Origin of the sequence: Brevundimonas sp. LM2, assembly GCF_002002865.1 — a bacterium.
In the GTDB taxonomy this organism is placed as follows: domain Bacteria; phylum Pseudomonadota; class Alphaproteobacteria; order Caulobacterales; family Caulobacteraceae; genus Brevundimonas.
Map to the genome: position 1 here is coordinate 1,769,578 of NZ_CP019508.1, position 13,660 is coordinate 1,783,237.

At 68.0% G+C, this 13,660-nt stretch carries 12 protein-coding genes; 4 read left to right on the forward strand and 8 right to left on the reverse strand.

Features of this window, described 5'->3' with window-relative positions; translation table 11 throughout:
* Positions 1–4: 4 nt before the first annotated feature.
* The gene (locus tag BZG35_RS08715; RefSeq protein WP_077355293.1) at positions 5–1,888 is read right to left on the reverse strand and encodes an ABC-F family ATP-binding cassette domain-containing protein; all 1,884 of its coding nucleotides are present in this window, start codon (positions 1,886–1,888) and stop codon (positions 5–7) included.
* A 150-nt stretch (positions 1,889–2,038) separates the two neighbouring features.
* On the opposite strand from BZG35_RS08715, the gene ndk reads away from it, so the two are divergent.
* Together ndk and BZG35_RS08725 are read left to right on the forward strand one after the other, a co-directional pair.
* Entirely contained in the window at positions 2,039–2,458 is a 420-nt protein-coding gene (ndk, locus tag BZG35_RS08720; protein WP_077355294.1) for a nucleoside-diphosphate kinase, read from the forward strand.
* Between the two features lie 103 nt (positions 2,459–2,561).
* Positions 2,562–2,765: a hypothetical protein gene (locus tag BZG35_RS08725; RefSeq protein ID WP_077355295.1), complete on the forward strand. Its 204-nt coding sequence runs from the start codon at positions 2,562–2,564 to the stop codon at positions 2,763–2,765.
* A gap of 112 nt (positions 2,766–2,877) precedes the next feature.
* Here BZG35_RS08725 and purN read toward each other — a convergent pair whose 3' ends face one another.
* Both purN and purM read right to left on the reverse strand, forming a co-directional pair.
* The gene (purN, locus tag BZG35_RS08730; RefSeq protein WP_150125984.1) at positions 2,878–3,471 is read right to left on the reverse strand and encodes a phosphoribosylglycinamide formyltransferase; all 594 of its coding nucleotides are present in this window, start codon (positions 3,469–3,471) and stop codon (positions 2,878–2,880) included.
* Between the two features lie 5 nt (positions 3,472–3,476).
* Positions 3,477–4,508 carry a phosphoribosylformylglycinamidine cyclo-ligase gene (gene purM, locus BZG35_RS08735; protein ID WP_077355297.1) on the reverse strand — a complete coding sequence of 344 codons (1,032 nt, stop codon included), beginning with the start codon at positions 4,506–4,508 and terminating at the stop codon, positions 3,477–3,479.
* 80 nt (positions 4,509–4,588) lie between these two features.
* Between purM and rnd the strand changes: the two genes are divergently transcribed.
* Positions 4,589–5,737 (forward strand): ribonuclease D, encoded by a 1,149-nt coding sequence (rnd, locus tag BZG35_RS08740; RefSeq protein WP_077355298.1) that lies wholly within the window; start codon positions 4,589–4,591, stop codon positions 5,735–5,737.
* Here rnd and BZG35_RS08745 read toward each other — a convergent pair whose 3' ends face one another.
* Genes BZG35_RS08745 through BZG35_RS08755 form a run of 3 tightly spaced genes read right to left on the reverse strand, consistent with a single transcriptional unit; the run spans position 5,738 to position 10,160 of the window.
* Positions 5,738–7,225, reverse strand: coding sequence for a Ppx/GppA phosphatase family protein (locus BZG35_RS08745; protein ID WP_077355299.1), 1,488 nt, complete (start codon positions 7,223–7,225; stop codon positions 5,738–5,740).
* The gene (locus tag BZG35_RS08750) at positions 7,222–9,438 is read right to left on the reverse strand and encodes an RNA degradosome polyphosphate kinase (RefSeq protein ID WP_077355300.1); all 2,217 of its coding nucleotides are present in this window, start codon (positions 9,436–9,438) and stop codon (positions 7,222–7,224) included. The genes BZG35_RS08745 and BZG35_RS08750 overlap by 4 nt, the downstream gene beginning before the upstream one ends.
* 23 nt (positions 9,439–9,461) lie before the next feature.
* Positions 9,462–10,160: a chromosomal replication initiator DnaA gene (locus BZG35_RS08755; protein WP_077355301.1), complete on the reverse strand. Its 699-nt coding sequence runs from the start codon at positions 10,158–10,160 to the stop codon at positions 9,462–9,464.
* 183 nt (positions 10,161–10,343) lie between these two features.
* Here BZG35_RS08755 and aspS point away from each other — a divergent pair, with 183 nt between their 5' ends.
* Positions 10,344–12,125: an aspartate--tRNA ligase gene (gene aspS / locus BZG35_RS08760; protein ID WP_077355302.1), complete on the forward strand. Its 1,782-nt coding sequence runs from the start codon at positions 10,344–10,346 to the stop codon at positions 12,123–12,125.
* Positions 12,126–12,129: 4 nt separating this feature from the next.
* On the opposite strand, the gene BZG35_RS08765 is transcribed toward aspS, so the two are convergent.
* Positions 12,130–12,993, reverse strand: coding sequence for a pentapeptide repeat-containing protein (locus BZG35_RS08765; RefSeq protein WP_253189319.1), 864 nt, complete (start codon positions 12,991–12,993; stop codon positions 12,130–12,132).
* Positions 12,994–13,130: 137 nt separating this feature from the next.
* Positions 13,131–13,613, reverse strand: coding sequence for a pentapeptide repeat-containing protein (locus BZG35_RS08770; RefSeq protein WP_077355304.1), 483 nt, complete (start codon positions 13,611–13,613; stop codon positions 13,131–13,133).
* Positions 13,614–13,660: the final 47 nt, after the last annotated feature.

Here is a 13,660-nt window from a genome sequence, read left to right on the forward strand (position 1 = left end):
GGCTTCACGCCGTGACCTCGGCCAGAGTCTCCTCCGCCGCCATCCAGGCAGCCTCGGCGGCTTCCAGATCCGTCTGGGTCCTGGCCCGGGCGCGGGTCAGGCCTTCCAGCGCCTTGGGGTTGGAGACCGCCGCATTGGAAAGGTCGTCGTCGATACGCGCGATCTCGGCGGTCAGGGCGACGACGCGCTCCTCCGCCTTTTTCACCGCGTGGCGAAGGGTGGAGGGCGAGGGGCCGGATCTCTTGCCCTGAGGCTTGGCGACCGGCGCGGCGATGACGGCGGCCTCTTCCTTCTTGATCTGGCTCGGTTTGACGGCATCCCGCTTGGCCCGGTCGAGGACGAACCGGGCATAGTCGTCCATATCGCCGTCGAACGGCTTCACCGTGCCGTCGGCGGCCAGCCACAACCGGTCGGCCACCATCTCCATCAGCGAACGGTCGTGGGTGATCAGGATGACCGCGCCGTTGTAGTCGTTCAGGGCGTCCAGCAACGCCCGGCGGCTGTCGATGTCGAGGTGGTTGGTCGGCTCGTCGAGGATCAGGACGTGGGGCGCGTCCATGGCCACCATGTTCAGCAGCAGGCGCGCGCGCTCGCCGCCCGACAGGCTGGCGACGGTGGTTTCCTGTTTCTCGTAGTTCAGGCCGAACTGGGCCAGTTTGGAACGGCGGCCGGCCTCGGTCGCGTCCGGCATGGCGCGGCGGATGATCTCCAGCGGCGTGTCCGTCGGATCCATGGCCTCGATCTGGTGCTGGTGGAACCAGCCGACCCGCATCTTGCGGTCGCGGTGCAGTTCGCCGTCCGAGACGTTCAGGGCCCCGGCGATCATCTTGGCGAAAGTCGACTTGCCCGCGCCGTTTACCCCCAGCAGGCCGATGCGGTCGTCCAGGTCCATGCGCAGGTTGAGGTTCTTCAGGATCGACCGCCCGGCCTCATAGCCGACATTGGCGCGCTCAAGCCGGATCAGGGGCGGGGCCAGGGGCCGGGGCGGCGAGGGCAGGGTGAAGGGGGCGACGCGTTCCTCGATCGTGGTCGAGACGGGCTGCATCTTGGCCAGACGCTTCATGCGCGACTGGGCCTGGGCCGCCTTGGAGGCCTTGGCCTTGAACCGGTCGACGAAGGCCTGGAGGTGGGCGCGTTCGGCGTCCTGCTTGGCCTTGGCCGACAGCTGCAGCCGGGCTTTCTCGGCCCGGGCCTGTTCGAACTGGTCGTAGTTGCCGGTGTAGATTTCCAGCTTGCGGTTGGCCAGGTGCAGGATGTGGGTGCAGACCTCGTTCAGCATCTCGCGGTCGTGGGAGATGATCAGGGCCGTCGCTGGATATTTCTTCAGCCGGGCCTCCAGCCACAGCGCCCCTTCCAGATCGAGATAGTTGGTCGGTTCGTCCAGCAGCAGCATGTCCGGCTGGGCGAACAGGGCCGCGGCCAGGGCGACGCGCATGCGCCAGCCGCCCGAGAACTCCGACATCGGCCGCTGCTGGTTCTCATGGTCGAAGCCGAGGCCGGCGAGGATCTCGGCCGCGCGTGAGGGGGCCCCGTCAGCGTCGATCTCGATCAGCCGGGTCCAGATCTCGCCCATCTCCTCGGGCTCGGCGGTTTCCAGCCGGGCCAGCAGGTCGTGGCGCTCGGTGTCGGCCTCCAGGATGGTCTCGATCACGCTGACGGGCGTGGCCGGGTGCTCCTGATCGACCGAGCCGATGCGGGCGGTCTTGGGCAGGCTGACTTCGTCGCCGTTGCCGGCCAGCTCGCCCAGAATGATCTTGAACAGAGTCGACTTGCCGATGCCGTTGCGGCCGACCAGCCCGACCTTCGATCCCGGCGGCAGGCTGACCGAGGCGTCGTCCAGAAACTGGCGACCCCAGGCGTTGAACGTCAGGTTGGTGATCTGGAGCATGGTTCAGAGCGTGTCCGAAAGGCGACGACGCCCCTCAAGCAGCGAGGCAGCGGGTGCCGAGCGTTAGGGGCAAACAAGGAGTGGTTGGAAACCGAGGAGGCGGCGTCTATAAGCCCGCGACCTGCAATCTCCCAAACAAGAAGTCTATCCATGACCGAACGCACCTTCTCGATCCTCAAGCCCGACGCCACGCGCCGCAACCTGACCGGCGCCATCAACGCCGTGATCGAGGGTGCCGGCCTGCGCATCGTCGCTCAGCGTCGCGTGCACCTGACCGAAGATCAGGCCAAGAAATTCTACGAAGTCCACGCCGAGCGCCCCTTCTACGGCGAGTTGGTCGGACAGATGACGGCCGAACCCGTCGTCGTCCAGGTCCTGGAAGCCGAGGGTGCCGTCGCCAAATACCGCGAAGTCATGGGCGCGACGAACCCCAAGGACGCCGCCGACGGCACGATCCGCAAGCAGTTCGCCCTGTCGATCGGCGAGAACTCGGTCCACGGCTCGGACTCGGTCGAGAACGCCGGCATCGAGATCGCCCAGTTCTTCACGGACGACCAGATCGTCGGCTGACGCCCACGCGCGCTCCGGCGATCGCGTTACCGATTGACCCCGCGGCCGGAACCGGTCGCGGGGCTTTTCGTTTCGGGATCAGCCTTTTGCATGGAGTAGCCTGATGAAGACCCTGATCCGCCTGACCCCGATCGTCGCCCTCGCCGCCGCCCTGGCCGCATGCGGCACCACGATGGAACAGCGCGCCGCGACCGGTGCCCTCGGCGGGGCCGTCGCCGGTCAGGTCATCGGCGGAGACACCGGCTCGACCGTCGCGGGCGCCGCCATCGGTGGCGTCGCCGGGGCCGCCACCACGCCCCGCCAATAGAGCGAGCGATCGCGCATCAAGCCGCGCGTGCGCGCGACGGCAAGCGCCTTCGATACATGATAGGCCCCGGAGTGATCCGGGGCCTTTTTGTCATCCTACCCGAGGCCGGCCGCTAAACCAGGCTCTGACAGAAGTCGGACAGGGCCTGGGGATACAGGGCATGCTCGGCCTGCAGGACGCGCTGCGCCAGGGTGGCCGCGGTGTCGCCCGGAACGATGGGCACGGCGCGCTGGGCGAGGATCGGGCCTTCGTCCACCCCCTCGGTGACCAGGTGGATCGTACAGCCCGCCTCGGCGTCGCCCGCCGCCAGGGCCCGGGCGTGTGTGTCGAGGCCCGGGTATTTCGGCAGCAGGCTGGGATGGATGTTCAGCATCCGGCCTTCCCAGCGCCCGACCAGCCAGGGCGTCAGCACGCGCATGTAGCCGGCCAAAGCCACCACCTGGACGTCTTTCGCCTCGAGCTCGGTTTGGAGCGCCGCCTCGTGCGCCGCCCGATCCTTGCCGAAGGGCCGATGATCGACGGCGACGGCGGTCACGCCCTTGGCTTTCGCCACGGCCAGCCCACCGGCCTCCGGGTCGTTGGACAGGACCAGCACGACCTCGAACGCGGCGCCTGGAACGGTCGCGCGATCAATCAGAGCCGCCATGTTCGACCCGCCACCGGAAATTAGGATGGCCACGCGGACGGGTTGGGAGACCGCGTTCACGGGCGTCAGACCAGTTGTCCGCACACGAAGGCCGTCTCGCCGCCTTCCAGCAGCCCCGCCAGGACGTCTTCGGCATGCTCGGGCGAGACGATCAGGATGAAGCCGACGCCACAGTTGAAGGTGCGGCGCAGTTCGTGGTCCGAAATGCCGCCGACCTCGGCCAGCCACTGGAATACCGGCGGCATGGGCCAGGCTTCCCAGTCGAACGCTGCGCTCAGGCCCTCGGCGATGCAGCGGGGCGGGTTCTCGATCAGGCCGCCGCCGGTGATGTGGGCGGCCCCCTTGATCAGTCCCGCCTTCATCAGCGGCAGGACGGGCTTCACATAGATCCGCGTCGGCTCCATCAGGGCCTGGGCCAGGGAGCGATCCTTGGCGAACGGGGCGTCGTCGCCCCAGTTCAGGCCCGACCGCTCGACCACCTTGCGGATCAGCGAATAGCCGTTGGAATGGGGGCCGGACGAGGCGAGGCCGATGATCAGGTCGCCGGTGTTCTGCAGGTCCAGTCGGGGCAGGGCATGGCCGCGCTCCAGGGCCCCCAGCGAAAAGCCCGCCAGGTCGTAGTCGCCGCCGGCATACATGCCCGGCATCTCGGCCGTCTCGCCGCCGACCAAAGCGCAGCCGGCCTGGCGGCAACCTTCGGCGATGCCGGTCACGACACGGCGGGCGGCGTCGATCTCCAGCTTCCCGGTGGCGTAGTAGTCCAGGAACACCAGGGGCTCGGCTCCCTGGGCCAGCAGGTCGTTGACGCACATGGCGACCAGGTCGATGCCGACGCCGTCATGGCGGCCCGTCTCGATGGCGATCTTCAGCTTGGTGCCGACGCCGTCGGTGGTGGCGACGATCAGCGGATCGACGAAACCCGCCGCCTTCAGGTCGAACAGGGCCCCGAATCCGCCCAGGGCGGCTTCCGCCCCAGGGCGGCGGGTCGACTTGGCCAGCGGCTTTATATGTTCGACCAGCATGTCCCCGGCATCGATGTCCACACCGGCATCGGCATAGGTCAGGCCGTTGTTTTGCGTGTCGGAAAGGTCGCTCATCGCTCACAGGCCTGGAATCGGTGCGGAAATATGGTCGCGGCTCTTGCCACGACCGTGTTGCCGGGGGCTATAGCATTTCAATGACGCCGATCACCACCAATGACGCGCTGGTCCAGTTCTGTTCCGATGTCGCGAGTGCCCCGTTTATCGCCGTGGACACCGAGTTCATGCGAGAGACGACCTACTGGCCCAAGCTGTGCCTGATCCAGGCGGCCACCGACAAGCATGAGGCGATCATCGATCCCCAGGCCGAAGGGCTGGATCTGACGCCCTTTCTGGACATCTTGCGCGACCCGGCGATCGTGAAGGTGTTTCATGCGGCGCGGCAGGACACCGAGATCTTCGTCAAGCTGGGGGCCATGCCCAAGCCGATGTTCGACACCCAGGTCGCGGCCATGGCGGCGGGGTTCGGCGATCAGGTCGCCTATGATTCGCTGGTCCGGCAGATGCTGCGCATCGATCTGGACAAGGGCAGCCGTTTCACCGACTGGTCGCGCCGCCCCCTGTCCGAGGCCCAGCTGACCTATGCCATCGGCGACGTGACCCATCTGGCGGCCCTGTATCCGAAGCTGCGCGACCGTCTGGCGAAGGAGGGGCGTCTGGACTGGGTGACGTCGGAGATGGAGGATCTGGTCGATCCGGATCTGTACGACACCACGCCGGACAAGGCCTGGAAGCGGCTGAAGCCCAAGAAATACAGCGCCAAATACCTGGCCGCCTTCAAGGCGACGGCGGTTTGGCGCGAACAGGCGGCGCAGGATCGCGACCAGCCGCGCGGCCGCATCCTGAAGGACGAGGCCATCGACGAGATCGCCACCCAGGCCCCGACCGACGTGGAGGCCTTCAACCGCCTGCGCTCCGTGCCCAAGGGCTTCGGCGGCTCGCGGCTGGGGATCGAACTGGCCGAGGAACTGAAACGGGTCCTGCTGGACCCCGAGGCCCATGCGCCCAAGATGGACCGGCCGGCGCACAATCAGCCGGCCGCCCCTTCGGTGGTGGAGCTGCTGAAGGTGCTGCTGAAGGCCAAGAGCGACAATGCCGGCGTGGCCTCCAAGCTGATCGCCAACGTCTCCGACCTGGAGAAGATCGCCATTTCGGACGCGGCGGACGTGGACGCCCTGAAGGGCTGGCGGCGTCAGCTGTTCGGCGAGGACGCACTGAAGCTCAAACGCGGCGAGATCGCCCTGGTGCTGAACGGGGCCCGGGTCGAGGTCGTGGAGATCGAATAGTCAGATCTCCAGCTTGAGCCCCATGGCCTCCGCCAGACCCTTGGCGCGGCGGCGGGTCTGTTCGCCCAGCAAGACATCGGCATAGCCGTCCGAGGCGGTCAGCTTCAGCGCGCCGTGATCCACAGTCAGCGAGGCGTTGGCCAGCAGCTGCGGCGAACGCCCGGACAGGTCGCAGCCCAGGCGCATGGCCAGACCCAGGGCCCGGGCCCCGGCGCGGGCTTCCTCGCTCAACAGACGGTCGGCGGCCTTGGGGTCCGGGGTCGCGGCATTGCCGCCGTAGCGGGCGTTGAGGGCACAAGCGAGCCAGACCCGTTCGGGGTGCGTCTGGCCGGGGATCGGAGCCCGAAGGACCTGGTCGAAGACCAACTCCAGCCGATGATCCGGATGCAGCCGCGCGCCCAGGTCCGCCAGACGACAGGCGGCGGCGGCCAGGATGGGATCGCGCTCGGGACCGAAGGCGCTGGGCAGGGCGGCGATCACGTCGGCCAGCCAGGCGTTGAGGGCGGCGGGCAGGGCGGGCGAGATGCCCTGACGGCCGCCCAGGGCCGCGCAGCCCGCGATCAGCGGATCGGCGGCCGGCTCGTCCCGATCCAGGGTTTCGTAAAGCAGACCCTCGCGCAGGCCCCAGGCCGAGAAGACCACCGTCTTCAGCGACAGGGCCTCGATCAGTCCCTCGAGCACCAGGGCGGCATAGGGCAGGGTCTCGGCCCGGCGCTTGGACACCCCCGGCAGTCGGTCGAGCGAGGCCTTCGACTGCTGGGCCACCAGACGCGCCACGCCGCGGGCGTCCTCGGCGGTCATCGCGTACTGGTGCACGATGCGCAGGGGATAGCCGCTCATTTCCATGTGCAGCTGGGCCAGCGAGCGCCAGCCACCGCCGACGGCGTGCAGCTCCTCGCTGGCGAATTGCGCGACGGCCGGTTTGAGCCGCTCGGCGATGACGTCCCGGAGACGTCCGGCGTCGAACCCCGCCGGATCCGCCAGGGCGAAGGGCCCCAGCGGCAGGGTGATGCCCGGCTCGGCCTTGCCGTTGCCGATGCGAATCAGCTCCAGGCTGGACCCACCCATGTCGGCGGCCAGCCCCTGGGCGCGCGGATTGCCCGCCATGACGCCGAGCGCCGAATAGTGGGCCTCCTCCTCGCCGGTCAGGACCCGGACCTGCAGCCCCGTCTCGGCCGCGACCCGGCCGCAGAAATCGGGACCGTCCTCGGCCTCGCGCACCGCGGCCGTCGCCGCCACGAAGGTATAGGCCGGCCGCACGCCTTCCAGCACGGCGGCGAACCGGCGCAGGGCGGTCATGGCCAGCTCGACCCCCGGCACCGACAGCCGGCCCGTATCGGACAGGTCGCGACCGAGGCCGGCCAGGACCTTTTCGTTGAAAACCGTCCAGATGGCGCGGCCTTCCAGTCGGTAGAGCACCATACGGACCGAGTTGGAGCCGATGTCGATGACAGCCGCCTCGCGGGGGGCGGACCAGGCGTCGGTCATGCCGGCGGCCGGTCGTAACGAAGGGCTTCCGGCCGGGTCTTCACCTTGCGACCGCGTCCGGAGAGGCTGGGGTTGGTCATGAAATAGTTGTGGGCCGAGAAGGGGCGCTCCGGATCGACCGGTTTCACCCGGGTGTAATGGCCGTCGGCCCCCAGGACCCAGCTCTGGGCATCGTCCTTCAGATTGGCGACCATGATCTGGTCCAGCACCTGGTCGTGGACGGTGGCATTGAACACCGGGGTCATGATCTCGACGCGGCGGTCCAGGTTGCGGGTCATCCAGTCGGCCGAGGAGATGAACAGCTTGGCCTTGTCGTGCGGCAGGTCGCGGCCGTTGGCGAAGCAGATGATGCGGCTGTGCTCCAGGAAACGGCCGACGATCGACTTGACCCGGATGTTCTCCGACAGGCCGGGCACGCCGGGGCGCAGGCAGCAGATGCCGCGCACGACCAGCTCGATCCGCACGCCCCACTGGCTGGCGCGGTACAGGGCGTCGATGATCTCGGGATCGACGAGCGCGTTCAGCTTGACCCAGATGGCCGCCGGCTTGCCCTTGGCGGCCGCCGACATCTCCTTGCCGATCAGCTCGATCAGGCGGGTCTTCATGTTGAGGGGCGAGACGACCAGCGCCTCCAGATCCTCGGGCTGGGCATAGCCGGTGATGTAGTTGAAGACCCGCGACGCATCGCGGGCCAGGACCGGATCCGAGCTGAACAGGCTGAGGTCGGTGTAGATCCTGGCCGTGATCGGATGATAGTTGCCGGTGCCGAAATGGCAGTAAGTCTTCAGACCGTCGCCCTCGCGGCGCACCACGACGCTCATCTTGGCGTGGGTCTTGTACTCGACGAAGCCGAAGACGACGTGGACGCCGGCGCGCTCCATGGCCCGGGCCCAGCGCAGATTGGCCTCCTCGTCGAAGCGGGCCTTGATCTCGACCAGGGCGACGACGTTCTTCCCGTTCTCGGCGGCCTCGATCAGGGCCGCGACAATGGGGCTGTCCTTGGAGGTCCGGTACAGCGTCTGTTTGATGGCGATGACGTTGGGGTCGCGAGCGGCCTGGCGCAGGAACTGCACCACCACGTCGAAGCTCTCGAACGGGTGGTGGATCAAAATGTCCTTCTCGCGCACGGCGGCGAAGACGTCGCCGCCCTGATCCCGCACCCGTTCCGGGTAGCGGGGCTCATAGCTCTTGAACTTGAGGTCGGCATGGCCGGCGGAGATCAGATCCGACAGCTGGGCCAGGCCCAGCATGCCGTCGATCAACACCACGTCCTGAGGCGCGGCCTCCAGCTCGCCGACGATGAAGTCGCGCAGATCGGCGGGCATGGACGCCTCGATCTTGACCCGCACCACGTCGCCCAGACGCCGCTGCTTCAGCGCCTCCTCGAACTCCAGGACCAGGTCTTCGGCCTCTTCCTCGATCTCGATGTCCGAGTCGCGGATCAGGCGCAGCACGCCCTTTTCCAGCACCTCATGGCCGGGAAAGAGGTGTTCGATAAAAAGCAGCAGCACGGCTTCCAGGGTGACGAACCGCCGGCGACCCTTCACCGAGCGTCCGTCACCGGTCAGCTCCCAGAAGCGGCGCACCTGGGTCGGAACGGGGACCAGGGCATACAGCGTCTTGTTGTCCCGGTTGCGCCGCAGCTTCAGGGCCAGGGAGAAGCCCAGGTTGGGCAGGAAGGGAAACGGGTGAGCCGGGTCGATGGCCAGGGGCGTGAGGACGGCGAAAAGCTGGTTCAGGAACTCGGGTTCCAGCCGCTCCTTGTCGGTCTTGGTGATCCGGGCCGGATGGACGACCTCGATCCCGGCCCCGACCAGTTCCTTGCGCAGCTGGCGCCACCGCTCCTGTTGTTCGGCCATCAGCTCGCCGGCGGCGATGTTGACGTTCTCGAGCTGCTCCGCCGGGGTCAGGCCGTCGGCCGACAGCACCCGCACCCGCTCGCGCACCTGGCCCTTCAGCCCGGCCACCCGGGTCATGAAGAACTCGTCCAGATTGTTGGCCGAGATGGAGAGGAACCGCAGACGCTCCAGAAGCGGATGATTCGGGTTGGCGGCCTCTTCGAGGACGCGGGCGTTGAACGACAGCCAGCTGATCTCGCGGTTGAAGAACCGCTCGGGCGAGACCATCAAAGCCTCGTCCAGATGCAGCTGCGGCGCGCGGGAGGAGGGGACTTCCTCTCCCGTCGTGGAATCCTTGATGGCGGAGTCGGACATGAGCCGGTTGTGGGGCGGCTTTGTTACGGCTGCAACCCTTCGTCGCCGCCCGTGAACAGATCACCGCTGGCCCCGAGGACCTGACGCGCCAGGGCCCGGGTCACCGGACGGTGCTCGTCGTCGAGCCGGGCAACGATGGCCGCCGCCGCCTCGGCGGAGCGGTCGATGCGCAGGACCAGATAGTCGATGACGCCGTCGCCGGGGGCGATGCTGCGTTCGGCGAAACGGGCGGCCAGGATGGCGGACAGCACGACGTCGTCGGGGGCCTCCATCGCCACCACCCGCACGGCGTCGAGCCGCGATCTCAGGTCCGGCACCTTGACGGCCCACCGGCGCGGCGAGGGCCGCGACACCATCAGCAGGGCCCCGCCGTCGTGCTGGGCCAGGTTGATCAAATGGAACAGGGTCTCGTCATCGGCGTCCTGGGCGATGTCGAGCAGGACCGGGCGGCCTTCCAGCTCCATCGGGTCGGTCAGCGCCGCCTCGGCCCCATTCAAGGGGATCGCGCCCACGCGTTCGGCCCACAGGGCGGCGAGGTGGCTCTTGCCGCAGCCCGCCGGGCCGCAGATGGCCATGACCTGGCTTCCCGGACTGGGCCAGGCGGACAGGGCGTCCATGGCATAGGCGTTGGACCCCGAGCGCACGAAGGCACCGGTGCCGCCGACCAGATCCCGGGTCAGGGGCAGTCTCAGCTGTTCGCGAAGGGGACGGCGTGCCGACATGGCACAAGCATAGCAGATCGCCGCGTCTGTCCGGACACGGTAATCGAGCGTACCGTGGACAGACGGACGCACCTGTGGACGTGCGGGCTCGATCCCGGCCCGACCTTGACTTTCCGGGGCGTTGATGCGCCCTACGCCGCTTCATTTCCCGCCGTTTCGCGGCCGATTGCAGACGATTTTCCCATGCACGCCTATCGCTCACACACCTGCGGTGCCCTCCGGTCGTCGGACGCCGGATCGAATGTGCGGCTGTCGGGCTGGGTCCATCGCAAGCGCGATCACGGTGGACTGCTGTTCATCGACCTGCGCGATCACTACGGCCTGACCCAGCTGGTCTTCCACCCCGAGACCCCGGGCTTCGCGGCGGTCGAGCGGCTGCGGGCCGAGAGCGTCATCCGGGTCGACGGCGAGGTGGTCGTGCGCGACGCCTCGGTGGTGAACGCCAACCTGCCGACCGGCGAGATCGAGCTGCGCGTCACCGGCGTGGAGGTCCTGTCCGAGGCCGCCGAACTGCCGCTGCCGGTCTTCGGCGAGCCGGAATACCCTGAGGAACTGCGGCTGAAGCACCGCTACCTCGACCTGCGCCGCGAGACCCTGCACAAGAACATCGTCCTGCGTTCGCGGGTGATTTCGTCGATCCGCCAGCGCATGGTCGGCCAGGGCTTCCTCGAATACCAGACGCCGATCCTGACGGCCTCGTCGCCGGAAGGCGCGCGCGACTTCCTGGTGCCGTCGCGCCTGCACCCCGGCAAGTTCTACGCCCTGCCGCAGGCCCCTCAGCAGTTCAAACAGCTGCTGATGGTCTCGGGCTTCGACCGCTATTTCCAGATCGCCCCCTGTTTCCGCGACGAGGACCTGCGCGCCGACCGCTCACTGGAGTTCTACCAGCTCGACGTCGAGATGAGCTTCGTGACCCAGGAAGACGTGTTCGCGGCGATCGAGCCCGTCATGCACGGGGTGTTCGAGGAGTTCGCCGACGGCAAGTCGGTGACGCCCTATCCCTTCCCACGCATCCCCTATCGCGACTCGATCGCCTGGTACGGCACCGACAAGCCGGACACCCGCAACCCGATCAAGATGGCGGATGCTTCGGAGCATTTCCGCGACGGCGGCTTCGGCCTGTTCGCCAAGATCCTGGGCGCGGATGCCAAGAACGCGGTCTGGGCCGTCCCGGCCCCGGGCGGCGGCTCGCGCGCCTTCTGCGACCGGATGAACAGCTGGGCCCAGGGCGAGGGCCAGCCGGGCCTCGGCTACATCTTCTGGTCCGACGACAACGACGCCTGGGGCGGTCCGATCGCCAAGAACCTGGGGGCCGAGGCAACGGATGCGCTCATGACCCAGCTGGGGCTCGGCAAGGGCGACGCGGCCTTCTTCGTCGCCGGCGACCCCAAGGTCTTCTACAAGTTCGCCGGTTCGGCCCGCACCCGCCTGGGCACCGAGTTGAAGCTGATCGACGAGGGCCGGTTCGAGTTCTGCTGGATCGTCGACTTCCCGATGTTCGAATGGTCGGAGGAGGAGAAGAAGGTCGACTTCAGCCACAACCCCTTCTCCATGCCCCAGGGCGAGCTGGAGGCGCTGGAGACCAGGGATCCGCTGGATATCCTGGCCTACCAGTACGACATCGTCTGCAACGGCTATGAGCTGTGTTCGGGCGCGATCCGGAACCACAAGGCCGAGATCATGCTGAAGGCCTTCGAGATCGCCGGCTACGACGCCTCGGTGGTCGAGGACCAGTTCGGCGGCATGCTGAACGCCTTCCGCTACGGCGCGCCGCCGCACGGCGGTCTGGCCCCCGGCATCGACCGGATCGTCATGCTGCTGGCCAACCAGGTCGCGATTCGCGAGGTCATCGCCTTCCCGCTGAACCAGCAGGGCGAGGATCTGTTGATGAACGCCCCGACCGAAGCGGGCGAGCGTCAGCTGAAGGACGTCCACATCCGCACGGCCATGCCGCTGAAGGTCTGACGGGCTAGCGGCCGCCGTCGACGATGACGAGGTTCCGGGCCGGTGCCGCCGGAGCCGCGGGTCGCGCCGGCCTGGCGGCGGACGGGGGCCTGGGAGGGGTCGGTGGCGAGATCCGCATCGTCGTGCGGCCCGAGCAGCTGCGCACCGTGAGTCGGGCGGGCAGCCGGGTGCCGCCGTCGCCGCAGGCGTCGGACACCTGATCCTGGGTGAGCCCGCGGGCCCCCGACAGGTCCGCCCCGCGGATATCGGTCCGGCTCAGCGACGCATCATTGAAACTGGCGCCCCGAAAGGACGCGCCCTGCAGCCGGGCACCGTCCAGCTCCGCCCCGTTGAAATTGGCCGAGGTGAAGTCGCCGCCGGCCATGTTGGCGGCATTCAGCTCGGCGCCGGCGAAAGAGGCTCCGCGCGCCGAGAGATTGGCCAGGGTCGAGCCGAACAATTCGGCCCCCGACAGGTTGGCCCGGTCCAGGACGGCTCCGCTCATATTGGCCCCGACCATTTCCGCCCCCGTCAGGTTGGCGTTGGTCAGGTTGGCGCGGTTGAAGTTGGATCCCTGCGCTTCCGCCCCGCTCAGGGTCGCATCGGTGAAGTTCGAGCCGGAGAAGTTCGAACCCTGAATCTGGACGCCCTGCAGGTCCGCCCGGCTGAAATCGCTGGCGGAAAAGTTCGAGCCGACCAGTTCCGCGCCGCGCAGGTTGGCCCCCACCAGGGTGGCGGAGATGAAGGTCGCCCCGGTGAAGGTGGCGCCCGAGAGGTTGCGGCCAGACAGTTCGCACCGGTTGCAAGACCCGCCCAGAGATACCATCCGGGCGACCTCGCGATCCTGCAGCGTGAACTGCAGGCTCGCGGCCGCCGGCGACGCGACCAATGCCGTTCCAACCGAAAGCAGCGTCGCGGCGAGCGCGGTCTGGAGCCTGAGAGGGGGGGACGCGGTCTTTTTCACCCTCCTTAAATGCTCCCTGGGCCTCGGAAACCCTACTTAAATCGCGGTAAGAATGGGGACTTTCAGCAGGCGGGAATGCGCAGCGATCCGGGCAGGACGGTCGCTTCGTCGCCGCAGGCCCGGTTCAGCTGAGCCTGGGTCAGGCCGGTGGCGCGCGCCAGACGCGCGCCCGAGAAATTGGCGCCTGCGAGGGTCGCGCCGGCGAATCCCGCGCCTTCCAGATAGGTCCCGACGAAGGACGCGTTGGTCAGATCCGCCCCGCTGAACCGGGCGCTGGAGAAGACCGCGCCATAGGCCTCCACGTCGCGCAGGTCGGCGTTGGAGAAGCGGGCACGGTTCATGACGGCCAGGCTGAGATCGGCCTGGCGCAGGCGGGCCCCCGTCAGGTTCAGCCCCGGGGCCTCGACGCCGCTGAAATCACCCTGGAACAGGTTGCATCCGGCACAGCTGGCCCCGCCCCGCACGCGCGCGATCTGGCCGGCGTCCTGCGCCAGCACGGGGGTGGCCAGGATCAGCAGGGACACGGCGAGGGCGAGGCGTTTCATGAGGGCAGACTCCGGAAGCCCCCCAAGCTAGACGGACATCCTTAAAA

Coding starts and splice junctions, on each gene's coding strand:
- BZG35_RS08715 (WP_077355293.1), bottom strand. CDS start 1,888: ATGCTCCAGATCACCAACCTGACGTTCAACGCCTGGGGTCGCCAGTTT.
- ndk (WP_077355294.1), top strand. CDS start 2,039: ATGACCGAACGCACCTTCTCGATCCTCAAGCCCGACGCCACGCGCCGC.
- BZG35_RS08725 (WP_077355295.1), top strand. CDS start 2,562: ATGAAGACCCTGATCCGCCTGACCCCGATCGTCGCCCTCGCCGCCGCC.
- purM (WP_077355297.1), bottom strand. CDS start 4,508: ATGAGCGACCTTTCCGACACGCAAAACAACGGCCTGACCTATGCCGAT.
- rnd (WP_077355298.1), top strand. CDS start 4,589: ATGACGCCGATCACCACCAATGACGCGCTGGTCCAGTTCTGTTCCGAT.
- BZG35_RS08745 (WP_077355299.1), bottom strand. CDS start 7,225: ATGACCGACGCCTGGTCCGCCCCCCGCGAGGCGGCTGTCATCGACATC.
- BZG35_RS08750 (WP_077355300.1), bottom strand. CDS start 9,438: ATGTCCGACTCCGCCATCAAGGATTCCACGACGGGAGAGGAAGTCCCC.
- BZG35_RS08755 (WP_077355301.1), bottom strand. CDS start 10,160: ATGTCGGCACGCCGTCCCCTTCGCGAACAGCTGAGACTGCCCCTGACC.
- aspS (WP_077355302.1), top strand. CDS start 10,344: ATGCACGCCTATCGCTCACACACCTGCGGTGCCCTCCGGTCGTCGGAC.
- BZG35_RS08770 (WP_077355304.1), bottom strand. CDS start 13,613: ATGAAACGCCTCGCCCTCGCCGTGTCCCTGCTGATCCTGGCCACCCCC.